This is a genomic window from Anaerocolumna aminovalerica, assembly GCF_900115365.1.
GTDB classification, from domain to species: Bacteria; Bacillota; Clostridia; order Lachnospirales; family Lachnospiraceae; genus Anaerocolumna; species Anaerocolumna aminovalerica.
Genome location: NZ_FOWD01000046.1, coordinates 1 through 21,388 on the forward strand (window position 1 = coordinate 1; position 21,388 = coordinate 21,388).

Annotated in this window: 18 protein-coding genes, 1 tRNA gene, 1 riboswitch and 1 other annotated feature; of the genes, 5 read left to right on the top strand and 14 right to left on the bottom strand. The window is 34.9% G+C overall.

From position 1 onward, the window contains the following. Window positions 1-340: 340 nt before the first annotated feature. Complete coding sequence (lysS, locus tag BM183_RS17830; RefSeq protein WP_091688584.1) at window positions 341-1,813, bottom strand: lysine--tRNA ligase; 1,473 nt, start codon at window positions 1,811-1,813, stop codon at window positions 341-343. Window positions 1,814-1,936: 123 nt separating this feature from the next. After that, entirely contained in the window at window positions 1,937-2,419 is a 483-nt protein-coding gene (gene greA / locus BM183_RS17835; RefSeq protein ID WP_091688536.1) for a transcription elongation factor GreA, read from the bottom strand. A 560-nt stretch (window positions 2,420-2,979) separates the two neighbouring features. On the opposite strand from greA, the gene nifJ reads away from it, so the two are divergent. Further along, window positions 2,980-6,507 carry a pyruvate:ferredoxin (flavodoxin) oxidoreductase gene (nifJ, locus tag BM183_RS17840; RefSeq protein WP_091688538.1) on the top strand — a complete coding sequence of 1,176 codons (3,528 nt, stop codon included), beginning with the start codon at window positions 2,980-2,982 and terminating at the stop codon, window positions 6,505-6,507. A gap of 113 nt (window positions 6,508-6,620) precedes the next feature. On the opposite strand, the gene dagF is transcribed toward nifJ, so the two are convergent. From dagF to BM183_RS17870, 6 genes are all read right to left on the bottom strand, one after another. Further along, a complete protein-coding gene (dagF, locus tag BM183_RS17845) occupies window positions 6,621-7,355 on the bottom strand; it encodes a 2-dehydro-3-deoxy-phosphogluconate aldolase (RefSeq protein ID WP_091688539.1) in 735 nt (244 codons plus the stop codon). Between the two features lie 3 nt (window positions 7,356-7,358). Further along, window positions 7,359-8,477, bottom strand: coding sequence for a DgaE family pyridoxal phosphate-dependent ammonia lyase (locus BM183_RS17850; RefSeq protein WP_091688541.1), 1,119 nt, complete (start codon window positions 8,475-8,477; stop codon window positions 7,359-7,361). 66 nt (window positions 8,478-8,543) lie between these two features. Continuing rightward, window positions 8,544-9,380, bottom strand: a complete 837-nt coding sequence (locus BM183_RS17855) for a PTS system mannose/fructose/sorbose family transporter subunit IID (RefSeq protein WP_091688543.1) — start codon at window positions 9,378-9,380, stop codon at window positions 8,544-8,546. Window position 9,381: 1 nt separating this feature from the next. Further along, on the bottom strand, window positions 9,382-10,131 hold the full coding sequence (locus tag BM183_RS17860; protein WP_091688545.1) for a PTS mannose/fructose/sorbose/N-acetylgalactosamine transporter subunit IIC: 750 nt from the start codon (window positions 10,129-10,131) through the stop codon (window positions 9,382-9,384). Between the two features lie 21 nt (window positions 10,132-10,152). After that, window positions 10,153-10,644, bottom strand: coding sequence for a PTS sugar transporter subunit IIB (locus BM183_RS17865; RefSeq protein ID WP_091688547.1), 492 nt, complete (start codon window positions 10,642-10,644; stop codon window positions 10,153-10,155). Further along, on the bottom strand, window positions 10,637-11,062 hold the full coding sequence (locus tag BM183_RS17870; RefSeq protein ID WP_170848065.1) for a PTS sugar transporter subunit IIA: 426 nt from the start codon (window positions 11,060-11,062) through the stop codon (window positions 10,637-10,639). Before BM183_RS17870 ends, BM183_RS17865 begins: the two co-directional genes overlap by 8 nt. A 259-nt stretch (window positions 11,063-11,321) precedes the next feature. On the opposite strand from BM183_RS17870, the gene BM183_RS17875 reads away from it, so the two are divergent. Further along, complete coding sequence (locus tag BM183_RS17875; protein ID WP_170848066.1) at window positions 11,322-12,152, top strand: MurR/RpiR family transcriptional regulator; 831 nt, start codon at window positions 11,322-11,324, stop codon at window positions 12,150-12,152. Between the two features lie 355 nt (window positions 12,153-12,507). Here the strand turns inward: BM183_RS17875 and BM183_RS17880 are convergent, their stop codons facing one another. The 5 genes from BM183_RS17880 to BM183_RS17900 all read right to left on the bottom strand — a co-directional run bounded on the left by BM183_RS17880 (window position 12,508) and on the right by BM183_RS17900 (window position 15,623). Beyond that, on the bottom strand, window positions 12,508-12,978 hold the full coding sequence (locus BM183_RS17880; protein ID WP_091688553.1) for a GNAT family N-acetyltransferase: 471 nt from the start codon (window positions 12,976-12,978) through the stop codon (window positions 12,508-12,510). Window positions 12,979-13,075: 97 nt separating this feature from the next. Beyond that, window positions 13,076-13,666: a GNAT family N-acetyltransferase gene (locus tag BM183_RS17885; protein WP_242961043.1), complete on the bottom strand. Its 591-nt coding sequence runs from the start codon at window positions 13,664-13,666 to the stop codon at window positions 13,076-13,078. A 41-nt stretch (window positions 13,667-13,707) separates the two neighbouring features. Continuing rightward, window positions 13,708-14,631, bottom strand: coding sequence for a diguanylate cyclase domain-containing protein (locus BM183_RS17890; RefSeq protein ID WP_091688557.1), 924 nt, complete (start codon window positions 14,629-14,631; stop codon window positions 13,708-13,710). Continuing rightward, window positions 14,624-15,256, bottom strand: a complete 633-nt coding sequence (locus BM183_RS17895) for a chemotaxis protein CheC (protein ID WP_091688559.1) — start codon at window positions 15,254-15,256, stop codon at window positions 14,624-14,626. The genes BM183_RS17890 and BM183_RS17895 overlap by 8 nt, the downstream gene beginning before the upstream one ends. After that, on the bottom strand, window positions 15,249-15,623 hold the full coding sequence (locus BM183_RS17900; protein ID WP_091688561.1) for a response regulator transcription factor: 375 nt from the start codon (window positions 15,621-15,623) through the stop codon (window positions 15,249-15,251). Before BM183_RS17900 ends, BM183_RS17895 begins: the two co-directional genes overlap by 8 nt. Before the next feature lie 103 nt (window positions 15,624-15,726). After that, window positions 15,727-15,821, bottom strand: a riboswitch (cyclic di-GMP riboswitch). Window positions 15,822-16,235: 414 nt separating this feature from the next. Here BM183_RS17900 and BM183_RS17905 point away from each other — a divergent pair. The 3 genes from BM183_RS17905 (at window position 16,236) to BM183_RS17915 (ending at window position 18,981) form a co-directional block, all read left to right on the top strand. Next, window positions 16,236-17,411: a YibE/F family protein gene (locus BM183_RS17905; protein ID WP_091688563.1), complete on the top strand. Its 1,176-nt coding sequence runs from the start codon at window positions 16,236-16,238 to the stop codon at window positions 17,409-17,411. Window positions 17,412-17,656: 245 nt separating this feature from the next. Continuing rightward, window positions 17,657-17,728: transfer RNA gene (locus BM183_RS17910), tRNA-Gln, on the top strand. A 281-nt stretch (window positions 17,729-18,009) separates the two neighbouring features. Beyond that, window positions 18,010-18,981, top strand: a complete 972-nt coding sequence (locus BM183_RS17915) for an AEC family transporter (RefSeq protein ID WP_091688565.1) — start codon at window positions 18,010-18,012, stop codon at window positions 18,979-18,981. A 134-nt stretch (window positions 18,982-19,115) separates the two neighbouring features. Here BM183_RS17915 and BM183_RS20815 read toward each other — a convergent pair whose 3' ends face one another. Next, window positions 19,116-20,981: a collagen-binding domain-containing protein gene (locus BM183_RS20815; protein WP_091688567.1), complete on the bottom strand. Its 1,866-nt coding sequence runs from the start codon at window positions 20,979-20,981 to the stop codon at window positions 19,116-19,118. A 151-nt stretch (window positions 20,982-21,132) separates the two neighbouring features. Continuing rightward, window positions 21,133-21,360: a binding site (T-box leader), on the top strand. Window positions 21,361-21,388 lie beyond the last annotated feature (28 nt).

The window sequence follows — 21,388 nt, forward strand, 5'->3', positions numbered from 1 at the left end:
TCTTTTTGCCACGATCATGAGCCTCCTTTCGAATGAAAAATGTTTACAAGTTGCCCCAAGCACGAAAAAAGGCACCTACTCTAGATTTCTCTAAAGTAAGTGCCTGTGAAACCATCCAAAAGCTGTCCTCTGGATAATTTACCTGTTCAATTTACAGCCAAATCCGTGCTCTACATCACGTTCCGTGACGATGCACGAAGCATTTTTCCACTCTTACATGAGGCTTCAAGAGACCTCACTTTTCGGCTCAGAAAACGCGACTTTTTGCGTCTACATGCCGTTGTCCATACTTGTCCGTAGTGTGACGAAGCGTGACAAGGAATGACAAGGAGCGACGAAATTAGATACTCTTTAACGTTGGGAATAATAATACGTCCCTAATAGCTGCTGAATCCGTCAACAGCATTACAAATCTGTCGATTCCGATTCCAATACCCCCTGTAGGTGGCATACCATATTCCAAAGCATTTAAGAAATCTTCATCCATGGAATTAGCTTCATCATCACCTGCTGCACGAAGTGCTTCCTGTGCTTCAAAACGTCCTTTTTGATCAATCGGATCATTTAATTCAGAGAAGGCATTTGCCATTTCTCTCTTCGTAATAAATAATTCGAAACGTTCTGTAAAATTAGGATCCGATGGTTTTCTCTTGGCAAGTGGTGAAATTTCAACGGGATGATCCATAATAAAGGTAGGTTGAACCAGGTTCTCCTCTACATATTCTTCGAAGAATAAGTTAATAATATCACCTTTCTTATGACGGTCTTCATATTTAATATGATGCTGGTCTGCCAATGCTTTTGCCTCTTCTTCCGTGTTAATGGATGTAAAATCAACACCGGAATATTTTTTAACAGCGTCCAGCATAGTCAATCTTTCAAATGGTTTCGCAAGATCGATCTCAACACCATCATAAGTAATTGTAGTAGTTCCCAGAACCTTATTTGCTACTGTTCTGAATAGTTCTTCTACTAAATCCATCATTCCGTAGTAATCAGTATAAGCCTGATATAGTTCTAACAAAGTAAACTCCGGATTATGTCTTACGGACAAACCTTCGTTTCTAAATACTCTGCCAATTTCGTATACTCTTTCCAAACCACCAACAATCAGTCTCTTTAAATATAACTCAAGAGATATTCTTAAATGTAAGTCCTCATCCAGAGCATTGTGATGTGTATTAAATGGCCTTGCAGCCGCTCCACCTGCATTTGGTACTAATACAGGGGTTTCCACTTCAATAAAATCCTTATTGTCTAAATAGTTACGAATTTCTCTAATAATGAGTGAACGTTTAATAAAGGTATCCTTTACTTCAGGATTTACAATTAAGTCCACATAACGCTGTCTGTAACGAATATCAGTATCTTTTAATCCATGGAACTTTTCAGGAAGAATTTGGAGGCTTTTGGTCAAAAGAACAACTTCCGTAGCTTTTACAGATACCTCACCTGTATGGGTTCTAAATACTTGACCTTTGATACCTACGATGTCGCCCACATCGAACTTTTTAAAGTCAGCGTAAACCTCATCTCCTACTTCATCTCTTTTTACATAAATCTGAACTTTGCCTTTTTTATCCTGAATATTACAAAAAGAAGCTTTTCCCATTACTCTTTTTGACATGAGACGACCGGCAATAGATACTTCCTTGCCTTCCAATGTTTCAAACTGTTCTGCAATTTCTGCTGAATGATGGGTTACATCATATTTCATGATTTGAAACGGGTCTTTTCCATTGTCTTTTAAATCAGCTAATTTTTCTCTTCTAACTTTTAAAAGCTCATTCAAATCCTGTCCATCTTGTTGCATTTTTTCTTCCGCCACAATATCCTTCCTTTCTGTCCATTACCAATACAATTCTTCTTTTAAAACACGCTGCCTTATTCAGACAGCAAGTATTTTTCTTATATTAACAAGTTACATCTCAAAGAATTAATTGGATCTTTGAATTTCTAAAATCTTGTACTGTATCGTTCCTGAATGTGTCTCAACATTAACAATATCGCCAATCCTTGCACCGAGAAGTGCCTGACCAACTGGCGATTCATTCGAAATTTTTCCTTTTAAACTGTTTGCTTCTGTAGAACCAACGAGTTTGTATTCCATCTCTTCGTTGTATTCCAAATCAAGAATCTTAACTTTACATCCTATATTAATAACGTCTACATCGACTTCGTCTTCTACAACTACTTCTGCATTTTTTAGAATTCTCTCTATTTCTTCAATTCTTGCTTCAATATCCCTTTGTTCATCTTTCGCTGCATCGTATTCAGCATTCTCCGATAAATCGCCCTGTTCTCTAGCTTCTTTAATTTTCTCAGCAACTGCTTTTCTTCTGTTGACTTTCAAATCCTGAAGCTCTTCCTCTAGTTGTCTTAAACCCTCATAGGTCAATATGTTCTTTTTGTCTACCATATTATAAACACCCTTCCTCCGTTTAATCAGTATTACGATACATTCAAAGTATTATAACTTATGAAATGTCCCTTGTCAACAACTTAACTTAGATTTCCTATTATAAGGGGTATCGCTTATTATTTGTATTTAATGCAGTATAATTATATGAAATATAGATGTATAATGTTAAATAAATTTAATGTTATATATTTCAAACAGTAAAAAAAGAAAGGTAAGATTTTACCTCAGTTTTCTTGGCGAAAATATAAACTTCCTTTTATAGACCTCCTATAAACTATTGTATATAATATCATCCCATAGACAAAAATATACCTTGAAAATAGTATAAATAACTACTAATTTCTTTTTAACATTAAAAATTTAATCAAATTCTAATATTTTTTTTACTTTTTATTTCTAATAAAGACTTTACACAACATCTCTTTAGTGGTACTCTATTAATGGATATTTTATTTAATATTTTAACCGTGATTGAGGCGCAAAAGGTGACTCTTTTCTTTTGTTGTCTTTTTACTTTGTAACTCAATTACTTATTTTTACAAGGAGGATAATATAACATGGCTAGAAAAATGAAAACCATGGATGGAAATAACGCTGCTGCTCACGTGTCATATGCATTTACTGATGTTGCAGCAATCTATCCAATCACACCTTCTTCAGTTATGGCTGAAGTAACAGATGCTTGGGCTGTCCAAGGAAGAAAAAATATCTTCGGTCACGAAGTTCATGTAACTGAAATGCAATCAGAGGCCGGTGCTGCTGGTGCTGTACACGGATCTCTATCTGCTGGTGCATTAACCACAACATTTACTGCTTCCCAAGGTTTATTATTAATGATTCCTAATATGTACAAAATGGCTGGTGAATTATTACCATGTGTTATTGACGTTTCTGCACGTACCGTTGCTAGTCACGCATTATCAATTTTTGGTGATCATTCTGATATTTATGCTTGCCGTCAAACTGGTTTCGCTTTCCTTTGCTCCGGTAATGTTCAAGAAGTTATGGATTTAGGTGCCGTAGCTCACCTTACTGCAATCAAAGGACGTGTTCCATTCGTACACTTCTTTGATGGTTTCAGAACTTCTCATGAAATTCAAAAAGTTGAAGCTTGGGATTATGAAGACTTAAAAGAATTAGTAGATATGGATGCTGTTAATGCTTTCCGTCGTAATGCTAACAATCCGGAACATCCAGTAACTCGTGGTACTGCTCAAAACGCTGACGTTTTCTTCCAAGCAAGAGAAGCAAGCAACAAATACTATGACGCAGTTCCTGGCTTAGTGGAAGACTATATGAATAAAGTAAATGCCAAAATTGGTACTGACTATAAATTATTTAACTATTATGGTGCAGAAGATGCTGAACACGTAATCGTTGCAATGGGTTCCGTATGTGATACCATTGAAGAAACTATTGATTACCTATTAGCTGCTGGTAAAAAGGTTGGTCTTGTAAAAGTTAGATTATACAGACCGTTCAGTGCAAAACATTTAATTGATGCAATTCCTGCTTCTGCAAAACAAATCAGTGTATTAGACAGAACAAAAGAACCGGGTGCACTTGGTGAACCTCTATATCTTGATGTTGTTGCAGCATTAAGAGATTCCAAGTTCCATAATACACCTATATTCTCAGGACGCTATGGTTTAGCATCCAAAGATACCACTCCTGCACAAATTATTGCAGTATACAAGAATACTGAGAAAAAACAATTTACAGTTGGTATCGTTGATGATGTTACTAATCTTTCTCTTGATATTACAGAGAATCCTAATACAACTCCGGAACACACAATCAGTTGTAAATTCTGGGGACTTGGTGCTGACGGTACTGTTGGTGCTAACAAGAACTCTATCAAAATCATCGGTGACCATACAGATATGTATGCACAAGCTTATTTCTCATATGATTCAAAGAAATCCGGCGGTGTAACTATCTCTCACTTACGTTTTGGTAAAGATCCAATTAAAGCAACTTATTTAATTAACAAAGCTAACTTTGTAGCTTGCCACAATCCTTCTTACATAAGAAAATACAACATGGTTCAAGACTTAAAGGATAATGGTACTTTCTTACTTAACTGCAGCTGGAATATGGATGAAATCGAAGAACATCTTCCAGGACAGGTAAAACGTTACATAGCTAAACATAATATTAAGTTCTATACTATTGACGGTATTCAGATAGGTAAGGATGTTGGTCTTGGAACTCGTATTAACACAGTACTTCAAGCTGCATTCTTTAAATTAGCTAATATTATTCCTGTAGAAGATGCTGTTAAATATATGAAAGACGCTGCAACTGCTACTTATGGCAGAAAAGGTGAAGCAGTAGTTAAAATGAATCACGATGCTATCGATCGTGGTATCGCTGGTTTAGTAGAAATTAAAGTTCCTGCTTCCTGGGCAGATGGATCAGATGAAAGCCTAGCTATAACTGCATCCGGTTCCAGAAAAGAACTTGTTGATTATGTAAATAATGTACAGAATGCTATTAATGCACAAGACGGTGACAGCCTTCCTGTATCCGCATTCTTAGATTATGTTGATGGTACAGCTCCTGCTGGTTCTTCCGCATATGAAAAACGTGGTGTAGCAGTTGATGTATCTACTTGGAATCCAGATAACTGTATCCAATGTAACTTCTGTTCTTATGTTTGTCCTCACGCAGTTATTCGTCCAATTGCTGCAACAGAAGAACAAGCTGCAAAAGCTCCTGAAGGTTCAAAATTCCTTGACTTAACAGGTATGCCAGGTTATAAATTTGCAATATCCGTATCTGTACTTGACTGTACCGGTTGTGGTTCTTGTGTAAATGTATGCCCTGGTAAGAAGGGTGAAAAGGCATTATCCATGCAGCTATTAGAAGAACAATTAGAAGCTCAGAAGTTATTCGATTATGGCGTAGAAATTGGAAATCCTGATGAAGTTGTTGAGAAATTCAAACCTACAACTGTAAAGGGAAGCCAATTCAAGAAACCATTACTTGAATTCTCCGGTGCTTGTGCAGGATGTGGTGAAACTCCATATGCTAAACTTGCAACACAATTATTCGGTGATAGAATGTACATTGCTAATGCTACAGGATGTTCTTCTATTTGGGGTGGTTCATCACCATCTACACCATATACAGTAGATAGAAACGGACGTGGTCCAGCTTGGTCTAACTCCTTATTCGAAGATAACGCTGAGTATGGTTATGGTATGTCACTTGCTCAACAAGCTTTAAGAGGACGTTTAATCTCTTCCGTTGATGCACTTGCAAAAGTTGTTGATAATGCAGATGTAAAAGCAGCTTGTGAGAAATACCTTGAAACAAAAGATTCCAGCACATTAAATGCTCCAGCTTCCAGAGAATTAGTAGCTGCATTAGAAGCATGTAATTGCGATAATGAATTTAAAGCTGACATCTTAACTAACAAAGACTTCTTATCTAAGAAATCTCAATGGATCTTTGGTGGTGACGGATGGGCTTACGATATCGGATTTGGTGGTTTAGACCATGTAATTGCAAGTGGTCAAGACGTTAACATCCTTGTATTCGATACAGAAATTTACTCCAATACAGGTGGTCAATCTTCTAAAGCAACTCCAACTGGTGCTATTGCTCAATTCGCTGCTGGTGGTAAAGAAGTTAAGAAGAAAGACTTAGCGGCAATTGCTATGAGTTATGGTTATGTATACGTTGCTCAAATCGCACAAGGTGCTGACTATAATCAATGTGTAAAAGCATTTATTGAAGCTGAAAGCTATCCAGGACCATCCATCATCATCGCTTATGCTCCATGTATCAGTCATGGTATCAAAGGTGGTATGAAGGGTGCTCAGACAGAAGAAAAACGTGCTGTTCAAGCTGGATACTGGCATTTATTCAGATTCGATCCACGTCTTGCAGAAGAAGGAAAGAATCCATTCCAGTTAGACTCTAAAGCTCCAACTGCTGATTACCAAGAATTCTTACAGAATGAAGTTCGTTATAGTTCACTTGCTCGTTCTAACCCAGATAAAGCAGCTCAATTGTTTGCTAAAGCTGAGCAGGACGCAAAGGCTAAATACGAAAAATTAGTTAAATTAGCAGAATAATAAAACTAAATATATAAGTATAAATACAAGCAAGGGGCTTTTGCTCCATAGTTGAAAAGCTATGGAGTAAAAGCCCCTTATATTGATCAATCATAGCTATGAAGTAAGGGCTACTATTGAACAATTTCCTGTATGATTTTATATAAAACCTTTATGTCTTCTATTCTAGTAGCACCCGTTTCCTTATCAATAATAGAGGAATAAACATGAGGAATAATTTTTTTAACTCCAGCATTTAATGCAATGCTAAGTATTTCCTTAAAGTTATCTAAATCAATTCCTCCTGTTGGTTCTAGATTAAATTCATTTTCTGCACAGGCATTTGCTACTGCTTTAAATTCTTCAATTGTTTTTAATCCTCCCATTGGGAAATACTTTAGGGAGTTTGCTCCTAATTCTTTTGCCATGGCAATTGCAGTTTCAACTGGTACAATAGCAGGATTTTGTTCTTTACTGAAAGGACCTGTAGAAATTTTGACATAGCCAACTTTACCACATGGTGATACCATAGAGTTCATAAAAGGTTCATCACCTGCTTTCGCTCTCGTATATCCTCCTGCTGTAAAAGTCTGATTTATATGTTTGGGTTTTATTTGTCCGGATATCTCAGCTACAGCCTTCCATTGGTTCGGATTACCAGCTCCAAGGCCTACTGATATATTATTATCAACAGCTTCCTGATATTTCTTCATATCTTTTACTGCACTTTCTATATCCGGATAATTAGATGATAGAATTCCCACAACTACATGGGTTTGTGTAGCTTCTATAATTGCTTTCGCATTCTCAATTGAGTTTGTTAGACAATTTAAGCAAACTCTACCTTCATAAAAATTAATGCCGTTCATATCCTACTCTCCTTTTCCTATCTCAATTAACCTAGTTAATATAAAATTCAATTCATCTATACTATTTAATGGTCTTGGATCAATAGCGATAGAACCAATATTTGCTTGATAATCTCTTGTAAAAATAGCAGGGGTGCCTTCTTGTAACTTTTTTACTACCTCCATAGCATCAAGGCCGTATTCATCTTTATTAAAGTTAATCTTACAGCGATATATTTCTCTTCCTGCTTCGTCCTGAATAATGGAAGCTTTGCAACCATTTATCTTATTAACAATTTCCATAAAGTTTTCTAAATCATTTTTAGAAATTACTTGAACATTCTCTCCTGCCAAATAGCATTCTATGGCTTTTACTAACCCCATGGTACATTCTTTTCCAACTTTCATAGCACGTCCAATACCTTTATATTGTAAACGCATATTATCTGCATATTCTTTCGTTTTACAAGCTACAAATCCGCTTGTTGGGCCTTCGATAGCCTTTGCACCACTATAACATACAAAATCGGCACCCATGGCTGCATATATTTTTAAATCTTCTTCTGCTGCTGCATCAACGATGCAAGGAATCTTTAGTGTATTGGCTAATTGAATAACGGACTGTACATCCACCATATCTTTTTGTACGCAGTGATGAGATTTTACAAAAAAGATAGCAATTGTATTATCATTTACAGCATTTTCTATATCTGAAAGATTAGAACCATTGGCGTAGCCAACCTCCACTATTTTCCCACCCCCAAGCTGAATCATCTCAGCAATTGGAGCTCCAAAATCAACATTATGACCCTTAAGTAATATTACTTCCCTTCTGGATAGTTCTGGTATAATATCACAAATATGTTGCACTTTCTGTAAATTGTTACCGCAGATTAAGGAAGCAACGGATAGTGCAATACCCGCTGAAGCACTTGAAGTAACACAGGCATCTTCGGTACCAATCATCTCACCAATTTTTCTTCCCGCGAATTGGTATAACTCATTCATAACTACATAATTACTTGCTGCTTCTACTACGGTTTTGCCCACTGCTTTATTTATCGTAGATACGCCTAGTTTTGTCATACGACCGGATGCATTGATTACTGGTCTTATTCCATTTCTACTATATATATTCTCCAATTTACCACCACTTTCATAATATTAGGGGCTGTTGCAAAACTGTCATTCTGCAAAAGCCCCTTTCATTTATAATATTCCTAATAGGGAACAAATAATTGAGAATACAACAACGGATAATAAAATTCTGTTGTAGTTTGGCCCTTTTTTCTTTAGATATGTATAGATTACAAAGACTGCTGTTAATGGTAATATTCCTATCACTACAGAGTCTAGTATATCCTGGATTACTATCTGAGTACCGCTGGTAAATTGAAATACCAAAGGTGTACTTATTGTGACATAACTAGCTGACAATGCACCCATCATAATCAAACCGATTACATTGGCTGTGAAAATGATTTGTTTCATTTTGCCACCATGCAACATAGAGACAACTGATTTCTTACCCAGGGTATATCCATTATGTATCAGATAATAAGAAATTAATATTGTAATCAACGGATATAATATTAATGGCATAATACCACCCATAGCAGAACCATTGGATGCAAATGGAAGGAAGATGGATATCAGTATTGGCATTAATGCCGCCCATATAATAGCATCACCAATTCCTGCCAAAGGGCCCATTAATCCAGTTTTAATACCTGTTATAGCATCATCTGTTATATCTTCCCCTTTTGCCTTTTGTTCTTCCATTGAAATAGTAATACCTTGAATAACAGCACCAATAATTCCTTCTGTGTTAAAGAATACTAAGTGACGTTTTAATGCTGCACTTAATTCTTCATCTGTTTTGTACAATTTTTTCAGAATTGGAGTCATGGAAGCACAGAAAACTAAACTTTGAAGACGCTCATATGAGTTTGATAATTCTGCCCCGGCATAGTAAATCCACATGGATTTGGTAACATCTTTTTTAGTTATTTTATTCGTACTATTTTCTATTTTATTGTTTCCCATGTTATACCACCTCTTCCTTCATCTTAAATAAACCTAATAATAATGCAATACAAATTGCAAATATAGCAACTGCCATTGTATTAAGTTCTAAGTACAATACTGCAAAGAATCCAATAATGTAGAATGGTATAAGCTTTTTCTTACCTATTACTGTAAGAGTAATGGCAAAACCAAGAGCTGGCAAAATTCCTCCCATGATTTCAAATGAATGCATCAGCCATTGAGGTATTATATCTATAATCTTTTGCGCTGCTGATACACCAAAATAATCAATAATAAAAACGATTGGGAAACGAATAATAAAGCCTGCTATAGCTGGATAAAGGAATGCCGCTCTCAAGATTCCTTTCGTATCCGCCTTTTCTGCATAGTTATCCGCCATATGTATCCAAATTGCATTGGTTGTTCTTCTTAGCTGATCTACAAAGACCCCAATCACACCAAAAGGAATTGCCAGTGCAATTGCTACTTCAGGAGACATGTTTGCTAAAACACCAATAGGAATAGCAATACATCCTGCTAAAGCAGGATCACTTGGAACATTTCCGCCTGGTGTTGATGTAACGCCTAGATAAACAAGTTGCAAACCTGCTCCTATTTTCATGGAAAGTTCCATGTTACCTGTAATAAGACCTACAAATACTGACATTGTAACCGGTTGCAGCAGCATACTTGAAAAAGTATATCCCAGTCTTAAGCGGCTGAACCAATAATATACCCCCATAAATATAGAAATACCTAAAACGCTCATTCTCATACCTCTTTTCTTATTTTATTGATTATATTTTTTTATAATACTATCAAAGCTTTGAGGAATATCTTCAGGAATCGTTTGAAAAATAATATTAACTCCTTGCTCTTTTAAATAAGTAAGTATGCTTACATCTGCGTTATCCAAAGTAATATTTTGAAATACTACCTTACGATTAGGAGCTCCACCCAAACCACCAATTTGAATGTTGGGTACTTTTATTCCTCCATCATAAACCACTTTCATACTTTCAAGATTAGGTAATAGTAGTAATACCTTACCATTTCCAAACTGATCCTCTTTCCAATTTTTCACTGCATCTGATTTGCTGTAGCATTCTACTTTCACTCCTGCTGGAGCTGACAGTAGGTAAATTTCCAGCATAAACTCATCTTTTGCAAGTTCATCGCTTACAACTACTATTTTATTAGCATTTGACTGATTAACCCACTTAGTCATTACCTGGCCGTGAATCAGTCTGCTATCAATTCTTGTTAATACAATATCAGCCATTATTGGTAGCCTTCCCTTCAAGTGATTTCATTATTTCGCTTACTACATCTTTTACAGATTGTTGTCCCATTTCTAACACTGAATTAAAGTCAATCTCTCCTGTAAATTTAATTTGTGAACAAGCTTCAATTAACAGTGGAGCATTTAAACCTGAGATTACCTTAATATTTTTTTCCTTTCCAACTTTTGCTCCAACATTAGTTGTTGTACCTCCAAATAAATCAGTTAAAATGATTGAATTTGATGGAACTTTTTCCACATAATTTTTAACCTCTAAGTAGTATTCTGAAAAAGTAACTTCGGGTGTTAATGGTATCTCATGAACAAAATCAACTGCTCCGATAATCATTTTAGTACTTTCTACTAGCCCCATTCCCCACCCGCCATGAGTAAGTAGTAACACTTGTGGTTTCTCCATACAGCCCCTCCATTTCTTGTGTTTTTTTGTAATGTAAATGTCCGGAACATTCATATTATCATATAATTATAGTAGCACACTACATTATTTATGTCAATATTGAATATTTATTTCTTTAATACTAATTATTTTTTAGTAAATTTCACTTATCTGTATTTTTTTTATAACTCAGAAAGAAATATTTATAAAAAACATGGTTCTTTATCTAGTTTTATGGTATTCTACTAATTATGTAGTAGATTACAAGAAGGGAGAAAAAATGAATAAGGATAACGGTTTATTTTCAATCATGTCAAGAATAGATTGCATGTCTAATCAATTTACAAAAACAGATTGGAAAATTTTTAAATTTATAAAGAATAATACGAATCAGTTTCTTTCATTAAATGCGCAAGAACTTGGTAAAGTAATAGGTACTTCAGATGCCAGTGTTATACGATTTTCTCAAAAAATAGGTTTCTCTGGGTTAAATGAAATGCGTTATTCCTTGCAGAGTGAAATGGTTAAAAATACTTCTGTAAGTCATCATACAGATTACTCAACATTAATGCGTGAAACCCAGCTGGTAATAGAAAATATTTATCATACAACAAGCCAATCTTTAGTCAGCAGGTTACGATTAAAAGTTAAAAGTTCGAAAAGGTGTTTCCTCGTTGCACTAGATGATAAGAACATTGCAGATATCATTTCAGAAAAGTTTATGGCAATCGGTATCAATATCATCCCATTAACCAATATAAATGCCTTAAAAATGTACGGTTCCCATTCAGAAAGCGATGATTTGTTTATCGTAATTTCTTATACTGGGAATAGTAAGGCATTATCTTCTGTACTAGAGGATATAACTGATCATGGTAGCTATGTTGCCTTAATATCCAATTATGAAAAATCGTTGTGTGCCGATAATAGTGATATTGTTATGTTAATTCCTAAGACAAATTTATTAATAAGTTCTGCGGTTATTTCTAAAGAACTGATTATTCTTACATTATTTGATTTAATATTTCAAAATTTTATTACAGAAGATACGGATTATTTTGATATGCTTCAAAAAACTGTTTCTTATATCAATGATGGTGATGATATATAACCAGATGACAATTATAATACGATATCGGATACCGTGGTTTGCAAAAGTAAAATACAAAAAATTAGTTAGTTAGCTAAATATCAGTACTATAAAAAAGTAGGACTGAGAGTCCTACTTTTCTTATATATTCCAGTCTAAATTTAAATATTCTCTATAAAACATTGCTATAATAGGTATAATGTTTCATTATCACCTGCTCCAACTCCTGCAAAATTGAGCCGCACATGAATAATCTTGATATTGCCATCAGTCTTTTTCTGTTTTCGTGCATAAAAAATAGGCTACGTCTGTAGGTTTTTAAATGACCTAAAACTTGCCTATTGATTTTATATTAAGTCTTATGAACATTTACTCATTATGTAGTATAAAGCATAATATAAAAAACATGTTTAGATATAGCATGATGAACGCTCATGCTATATTTGAACCCAATTCTCTCATATACTTTAATAGCTCTTTGATTAAATGAAGCGACAGTAAGCCTATAATTACTTGCGTTAAACTTCTGCTTTACAAAAGAAATACAATCCGTTAAAAATTTACTACCAAGCCCATTTCCGCATAGCGCTGGGTTTAATCCAAGTCCAATGTCTAAAGCCGTTTCGTCTATATATATCTCTTTCTCTAAAGTTGGTATCTGTGCAGATTTTCCAATGCAGATGAAACCTATAATTTTATTTTCATTATCGAAATCCACAAAATATTCACCATTCATAAGCTCGGTTATTATTTCACTACTACCATCAAAGCTATAACAAGAATATATATCTGGATATGTCCATTGTGATATTTCAAATGCAGATTTTTTTGTCATTAAAGTAAACAAGTCTTTTCACACTCCTTCGCGTTATTTATTTTACCAGGTACTTTAGATTAGTAAATATATAACAAATTCCAATAACTGGTTACATTCTGACAGTTTACTATTTCTTTAATGCCACTTTGTCATAATCATCTTTTAACATCCCATATATATGTGTATCGATATACATGTCATTGTATCGGAAAGCTTCGCGTTTAACCCCTTCCAATATAAAACCATTCTTGCGGTAGACTCTTTCTGCCCGGGGATTAAAGCTGTAAACCTCCAGCTCAACCTTATGAAGACCTAATACTTCAAATCCATAGCGCAAAAATATTTCAGTTGCTTCCGTTCCTAAACCCTTACCACGACCTGCTTCTCCAATTAATATACGAAAGTTTACATTACAAGTAGCTTCGTTATATTCATTAAAAACAACCTCACCTACTAATGCTTCCTTTTCTTTTTCTATAATCGCCAGATCCAAACGGTCTGTTTGATGATTGCGGCTTAGATACCATTCTTTTATTTTCTCCATTTCTTCTATGCTAAAAGCCCCACCGGCTTCCTCGTCATTAACAACTGATCCGGTTAAATGGTTGACCTCTGGCTCAGCTAAAATGGGCAGCATCTTTTCCCAATCCTCTATATCAAATGGCCTTAGTATCACCTTTTTACCTTCTAAAACAGGTTTCGTTTTAAAATCTATCATTACTTTTAATATCCTTTCATTGTCACAGTACTCTTCCATAGTTAATAATAAATATCCTCGTCATTTCTCTTGGCAATATACATAGCTTTATCGGCTTTCACAATTAGCTTGTCAATATTATCACCGTCATTAGGATAAATACTTATTCCTATACTAAATGAAAGTTTTATTTCTTTATCTTCCATATAAACAACATTTTCATTCAAATTATTAATTTTAGAAGCTACAATTTTATAATCAGATATATCTTTCATATTAGGCAGGATAACTACAAATTCATCTCCACCATATCTTACCACAATATCAGTTTCTCTTGTAGCTTTTTTTAGAATATTAGCCGCTTTGATAATTATTTTATCTCCAACCTGGTGCCCATAGGTGTCATTTATACTTTTAAACTTATCTATATCAATAAACATGATACCTAATAAGCTATTATTTCGCTTAGCCTTTTGAATATATTTTTCAGCAAGGATATAAAATAGAGTTCTGTTTGCAACACCTGTCAATTGATCATAATAAGCCAGATCTTCAATCTCTTTTTCTTTCTCTTTTAACTCTTTATTTACATGGTACAATTCTTTAATATATTTTTTAAGCTGTTTGATCTGAGCCATCTGCCCGGTAACATTGTGAAATTCCAGAAGGATAGATGTCTTGTGTTCGTCCTGAATTCTGCTGATTTTTATGTTAAACCTTTCCTCCGTATCCAACAGATCCTGATGCATAGCAGCAGAAAAAAACATAGCATACCCATCATTTAATATGTTTTTTACTACGTTTTTGAAATAGTTCTTATTCAGGCTTGGTAACACTGTATATAAATTACTTCCTATTGCATTTGAACCTTTAATATTAGTAATGGTTTCCATATAACTATTCCAAAAAAAAACATCGAAATTCTCGTTTACTATGATAATACCTTCATTTACATTATTTAATACTTCGTAACAATAGTTAATCATAAATATCAGCCTCGATCAGATCAATTTTTCTCATTATCTCATTTAAGGATTGCAGTGCCAAATCAACTATGATAGTACCTTCAATTTCTGTACTATCTATAATAAAAGTTATGTATAAGACTAAAATATGCTGATATTCTTTTTCATCAATATCTTTCCTGAAATTAATATGGTTGTATATTTTAACTTCCGGTAAAGAATACTGAAGTTTGATATTAAGTAAATTACCGGTCTCTCCCAAAATACAATTTAAAATAATGTTTCCGATTTCTTTAATTACGTCAAAATCTATATCAGTAAAATTTAAATCGTCCTCTTCATGTACATCTTCATTTAGACATAGGTGTATAAAAGCTTTCATTTTCTCAGCCGGGAAAATCAGATTAGCTTTTCCAGTTAAATTTTCTTTAAAAGAAATAGTGGAGACCATTAATGCTCCAGTGAATTTAATTGGTAAATATTCTGTTAATTCTATATTATTTGTTGTTCTATCTAAAATTGTTACATCCGGAATTTTTAATAATATTTTTTTACCGGTAATCTCTGAAAGCAGATCAGCAGCTTTACCTACACTTATGTTAAATACCTCTTTTAATATATCATATTTGAAACTGGACCTATCCATGGATCTTCTCCCTCATTAAATTGCATATTAACTGAGCTTTTTCATCCTGTAACGGTTTATTTAGGAAAGACAATATATTATAGGCCTCTACTTCTTCGCGAATATTTTTTTGAACATCAGCAGAAACCACAATTATTTCTGCAAACTTATCATGTGCTTTTATGCGACGTATCAGTTCCTGTCCGCTTAATTTTGGCATGAGCAAATCAGTAATAACAAAATCCGGTTTTAATTTTTCATATAATTCAATTCCTTCTTCACCATCATTTGCAAAGCTAAGTTCAACATCGCCCATGTACTTTTTAATTAAATTAGCAGCAATTTTTTGGGAAAATACAGAATCATCAACGATTAACACTTTTGTCATTCATAACACTCCTTCTAACTAATACACTTTATTTTCATTTTAATAATAAAAAGTATTTAAAAAATAAAAAAACAACTAAGCAAAATCATACCGATTCTACCCTAGTTGCAACTGAACTACCATAGGAATTACACATTATTTTTCCGACAGGCTCTAGCTTTGCGTCCCTATCTTTCAATAGGTTTGCCAAAATCTATATATAACATCTTAATCATTCTGTAAACTGTTAAAAATAATATTATGATCCATGTTCTATAAAATATATAAATATTAAAATTAAACACTAATTATTAAATATCTAAATACATTTATTAATAATAATACATATTCTATTAATTATGAACTAATTTTCAACAATTTTCAATCCATATCTTGCTTTTTTTACAACTTTTTTTTGCTTATCATAATTTGGAAATAACTTTGCTGAGAAAGCTTACAATTTTGATTTAACAGAAAGGCTAACATTTGTACAATTTTCTGGATTATAAGTTGCATTTTTTTGTAATAAATGCTAATATTTACTATGACCCTATAAATAATAATAGATTGCAAGGCTATTATTCATAGTCATCCATATCTTCTTGCAAATACTGATGTATAAGGAGAATAACATTGGATAAGAGAAAAACACTGATTATTAAGGTAGCAGCAGGAGTAATATTTATAGCATTTTTTTCAATACTTCTATTTCTTGCTAACCAAGATAATCCGGAAAATTACAAAACCGGTACTAATTCACCTGTCAAATATGTGAAAGCAAAAGTAATTGAGGTTTTACAGGATAATACACAAACCGATGAGAATTCAGAAGGACTAAAGCGTGGACACCAATTGCTTGAAATCATGATTTTAAGCGGTGAACATAAAGGTGAAACACAAATCATAGATAACTATCTGGGACTGCTGTATAACGTTTATGCAAAGGAAGGAACCAGGATTATTGCCAGATTAGATACTCATGAGGGAGAATTTATTGCATCCATTTATAATTATGACCGCTCCTTTTTAATTTATGGTATAATTATACTCTTTTCTGCTCTTTTATGTATAATTGGCGGGAAGAAAGGGTTTATGGCCTTGCTAGGATTAGTTTTTACTATTCTTTGCGTAATGAATATTCTAGTACCCATGATTTCAAAAGGAGTTCCGGTGCTTCCATTAACAATACTAATCGTTATAGTAACCACCATAGTATGTCTGGTATTACTGGACGGAATCAATCCCAAGACTTTCTCTGCTATCACGGGTACCATATTAGGGGTTCTGGTGGCGGGGATTCTGGCGTACATAATAGGTAAATTAGCCCATATTAGTGGATTGAATATGGAAGAAGCTGAGTCTATGCTGTTGGTAGCTACCGATAACGGTTTGAAGATCAGGAACTTACTGGTTGCCGGAATACTTATATCTGCTCTTGGTGCAGTTATGGATACCGGAATGAGTATATCTTCTGCAATTTATGAATTGCATACAGTGAACCCAACAATGAAAGCTTTGGCATTGTTTCAATCGGGAATGAATATTGGTAAAGATGCAATGGGTACAATGGCAAATACATTAATATTAGCATTTGCAGGTTCCTCCTTAAATCTTGTACTTATGATATTTGCATATGGAATTCCATTTTCACAAATCATTAATACCGATTTAATAGCTATTGAAATAATAAGAGCTATAACAGCAAGTATAGGCATTATTTTATCTGTGCCAATTGTGGCATTTATCGGTTCACGGGTTATGACAAGAAAAGATAAGGAACATATCGTTAAGTTAAAAAAGAATCTATGATAAAATATGGGTTGTTGTAAAACATTCATTTTGCAACAACCTTACTAAACTTCTTTACCCTTTCCCGATGTATTTTATATCTCAAATAAAGCTTCATATATTTTAATATATACCCTCATATCTTTAAGTTGAATTTGCCAATATATAATAATATTATTTTTTTAAAAATAGTGCTTGAAAAGTAGGACAGCATTTGTTATAATATCATTCGTGGCTATGAAGTGGCTGTATATAGAATTAAATAATGGGCTATCGCCAAACGGTAAGGCACTGGACTCTGACTCCAGCATTTCAAGGTTCGAATCCTTGTAGCCCAGTTTGAACCCTTGATTTTCAAGGGTTTTTTTATATTTGAATTATCATCTCCACTTTATTCAGGAATTTAATGTCTCACTAATAATATTTAGCTTATGTTAAATTTTTCTCTGAAATTTTTTTATTTTTAGCTTAGTTCTAATTAAATAAAAAACTAAATATTTGAATTTCAAAACAATAGATGTTTGACTTTTAAAACAATATTTGTTAGTATCTATTAGATTTTATGATTTTTACCAAACTGTGAATAAGTAGCATATAATGTGTCAGGAGTAATATAATTATGTCTGTTAGTAGTATTTCATTAAATCAAATTGTAGTTATGTTTATCATAATCTTAATTGGCTTTATCTGTTATAAAATTAAGCTGATTGACTCAGAGACCAATAAACAACTGTCAAATCTTTTATTAATGCTTGTAAATCCCCTTGTTATTTTTATCTCATATCAGAGAGAATTTACAAAAGAATTACTCCATGGGCTGCTTATCTCTTTACTTTTGGCAGCTGTTACACATGCTGTTGCTATCTTTGTCTCTTATGTTTTATTAAGAAAAAGGTCTTTATTTTTTAAGGGGAAGAATTCCGATTTGACAGATGAAGATCCAGCCAATCCGGATGTTGCTATTGAGCGTTTTTCTGCAATATATTCCAACTGCGGATTTATGGGTATTCCATTAGTAAGTGGCGTCTATGGCAGTGAAGGGGTATTTTATTTAACTGCCTATATGACTATCTTTAACATTCTTATATGGACCCATGGCATTGTTATGATTGCAGGAAAGCAAGATAAAAAAACAACAATTAAAATGTTAATGTCACCTACTATTTTTGCAACTGTCTTAGGCTTTGTATTATTTATAATTCAAATTCAATTTCCTGCTGCCGTTTTAGAAGCTTTTACATATGTTGCTGGTATTAATACTCCTTTAGCTATGCTTGTTGCAGGTGTAACTATTGGGCAGACTCAAATTGCAAAAGCATTTGCTAAATTTAGAGTGTATTATACAACATTGATTAAATTATTAATTATACCACTATTGTTGTTGCTTCTATATAGTAGATTTTCTATTGATAAGCCTATATTAATTACCGCCGTACTTGCTGCTGCTTGTCCGGCTGCTGCAACAGGTACTCTGTTTGCCCTTCGATTTGATAAAAATGCTTTATATGCTTCTGAATTATTCGCCATAACAACTATATTCTCATTAGGTTCTATTCCTTTGCTTATGGCCATTGCAGAGCTATTAACTTAAAAATTTAAAAGAGAACTTAAAAAGAGACTGTCACAAAACAAAGTTTTAAACAGTCTCTTTTTTATATACTTAACCCTCATAGAAATCTAAGGTACTAATATGATTTTTTCCTAAAATCTCTATATCTTAATTATCTATTCTAACATAAAGTTACGTACACCAACGTTTTTCAAAGTTACGATTGGCTTACATTTCTCTGCGTTTTTATAATGAGATGCCGGACATATCTCTAATATATAGCATCCATCATATGGAACCTCGAACTCAAAACATCCGCAATTTGCAATAGTATCACAGTAGAGTAACGTTTTAGTATTATCAAATAATTCATATAATTTAATTTCCCATTCATGACATTTACAGCAATTGCACCCCCAGATACATCCATATATAATTCCTGCTTCAATCAGACATTCCTCACATGGGGGACATGGCGGACATGGTGGGCAGGGACGAGGTGGCGGGCATGGCGGGCATGGTGGTGGTTCCGGGCATGGCATTTGAATAGGGAATGGAATAAGTTCTATTTCCCTCGTTGCCTCCGGACATTCCGGGCATGGCGGACATGGACGTGGTTTCGGACATTCCGGACATGGTGGGCAAGGGCGAGGTGCCGGACACTCAGGACATGGCAGCGGTTCCGGGCATGGACGGGGTGGAGGGCATGCTGGGCATGGTGGTGGTGCCGGACATGGGCGCGGTGCCGGACACTCAGGACATGGCGGCGGTTCCGGACATGGGCGCGGTGCCGGACACTCAGGACATGGTGGTGGCTCCGGACATGGACGGGGTGCCGGACATGGGGGTGGTTCCGGACATGGGCGTGGTGCCGGACATTCCGGACATGGTGGCGGTGTTGGCTGAGGTGCCGGTGGCGGCGTTGGCTGTGGCGCCGGTGGCGGTGTAGGACGAGGTGGCGGTGGCGGTGTTGGCTGTGGCGCCGGTGGCGGTGTAGGACGAGGTGGCGGTGTTGGTGCTAGTCCTCTGCATACAACTCTTCCTCTAAATGGTAATGCGTGGAACTCAAACCCGCTTCCTGCGCTTACTGCAAAAGAGTTAAATGCTACGTTACCACTTACTTGGCCTCCTGTAGGGTGTGCATGAAACATAGCCTGAGGTGCTAATATACTTCCCCATATTGCTGCCGGTACTTCCATATGAATATCCGTTGCATCTTCAAATACATACAGAGTACGATCAGCCCGTCTTTCTTCTCCGATTAATCCATACTGAAGGTGAGCGTGATTACCGGTTCTTATTTTTACAATTACTGTGCTGCCTTCTGGTACTTCTGCCCGTATTCCTTTGTTTAGTACTCCATTTGGCCTTGCGTCAATTAAAAATACGTTTTGTTGCGGATTGGTTCCCCGAAGAATCCATTCATGAATATTGTCTACAACAGTGCCATTTTCGGGCAGATTCATTATACAATTCTTCATATTCATGAGACTTTCTCTTGCAGCTTGGAAGAATGCCTGCAGATTTGCTCCTACTCTTCTTGCCGGAATATAACGGGGAACATCATAGCTGGAGATTAAATAATGATTTCCTTTATCTGTTGGTGCCCAATAAGGGCTTCCCCCTGGTGCTTCATATAAGAATCTTAATTCTTCAAGCTGATTAGGTGTACCATCTTTTCCAATTAAATAAGTACTTCCTTTAGCAACATTGAAACTTCCGCCTCCCATAACATGGCCGCGTACTACTAAAGGGCCTCTTATTGCTGTATTTCCACCAACTAAGAATCTTACCCCATTCGCTGTATATTCGGTAGGCCTTCCTTCTCTTCCAAAACCAACAGTTAATCCTCTTGGACTGGAGAAATTTCTTCCTACTGCCATATTACCAGTAACATCTACAATATTATTAGCATCCTGTAATATAAAAGCATTATATTGAGAAGCCGCCCCAAATGGCTGCCCCTCTATATCAAACCAGCGAATATTATCGTAAGGTAAACCAACATTTGTTTGATTATTTATTCTATTAACATTATCCATTTGGTCTCCTGAATTTACCTGGATTTTAATCCTTATTCTTAGTTCAGTTTATTCATATAGGGATAAAATAGTGCAAGTTTTTTCTTCAAATTATTGAAAATATATCATTGACAAATTCAGTTCTCCGTATTACAATGTTTTTAATTAATAAGTGAAACCTTTGAGAAAGAAGAGTAAGCTTTAATACAACATTACAGAGAGTCGCAATTGGTGGAATGCGATATGGAGTTTTAGCTGAATGGACTTTTGAGGGCAACCCGAACTAATAGTAGGCGTTGACGGAAACCATAACCGTTATTAGTATGGCATATATGTTTGTATATGATAAAGTGGACTTATGTCAAATTGAGTGGTACCGCGGATTTTATTCGTCTCAAGTATATTTTATACTTGGGATTTTTTTTATG

Coding starts and splice junctions, on each gene's coding strand:
- BM183_RS17860 (WP_091688545.1), bottom strand. CDS start 10,131: ATGAGCGTTTTAGGTATTTCTATATTTATGGGGGTATATTATTGGTTC.
- BM183_RS17855 (WP_091688543.1), bottom strand. CDS start 9,380: ATGGGAAACAATAAAATAGAAAATAGTACGAATAAAATAACTAAAAAA.
- BM183_RS17895 (WP_091688559.1), bottom strand. CDS start 15,256: ATGGATAGGTCCAGTTTCAAATATGATATATTAAAAGAGGTATTTAAC.
- BM183_RS20815 (WP_091688567.1), bottom strand. CDS start 20,981: ATGGATAATGTTAATAGAATAAATAATCAAACAAATGTTGGTTTACCT.
- BM183_RS17915 (WP_091688565.1), top strand. CDS start 18,010: ATGTCTGTTAGTAGTATTTCATTAAATCAAATTGTAGTTATGTTTATC.
- lysS (WP_091688584.1), bottom strand. CDS start 1,813: ATGCAACAAGATGGACAGGATTTGAATGAGCTTTTAAAAGTTAGAAGA.
- greA (WP_091688536.1), bottom strand. CDS start 2,419: ATGGTAGACAAAAAGAACATATTGACCTATGAGGGTTTAAGACAACTA.
- nifJ (WP_091688538.1), top strand. CDS start 2,980: ATGGCTAGAAAAATGAAAACCATGGATGGAAATAACGCTGCTGCTCAC.
- BM183_RS17900 (WP_091688561.1), bottom strand. CDS start 15,623: ATGACAAAAGTGTTAATCGTTGATGATTCTGTATTTTCCCAAAAAATT.
- BM183_RS17885 (WP_242961043.1), bottom strand. CDS start 13,666: ATGATAGATTTTAAAACGAAACCTGTTTTAGAAGGTAAAAAGGTGATA.
- dagF (WP_091688539.1), bottom strand. CDS start 7,355: ATGAACGGCATTAATTTTTATGAAGGTAGAGTTTGCTTAAATTGTCTA.
- BM183_RS17890 (WP_091688557.1), bottom strand. CDS start 14,631: ATGATTAACTATTGTTACGAAGTATTAAATAATGTAAATGAAGGTATT.
- BM183_RS17870 (WP_170848065.1), bottom strand. CDS start 11,062: ATGGAGAAACCACAAGTGTTACTACTTACTCATGGCGGGTGGGGAATG.
- BM183_RS17875 (WP_170848066.1), top strand. CDS start 11,322: ATGAATAAGGATAACGGTTTATTTTCAATCATGTCAAGAATAGATTGC.
- BM183_RS17865 (WP_091688547.1), bottom strand. CDS start 10,644: ATGGCTGATATTGTATTAACAAGAATTGATAGCAGACTGATTCACGGC.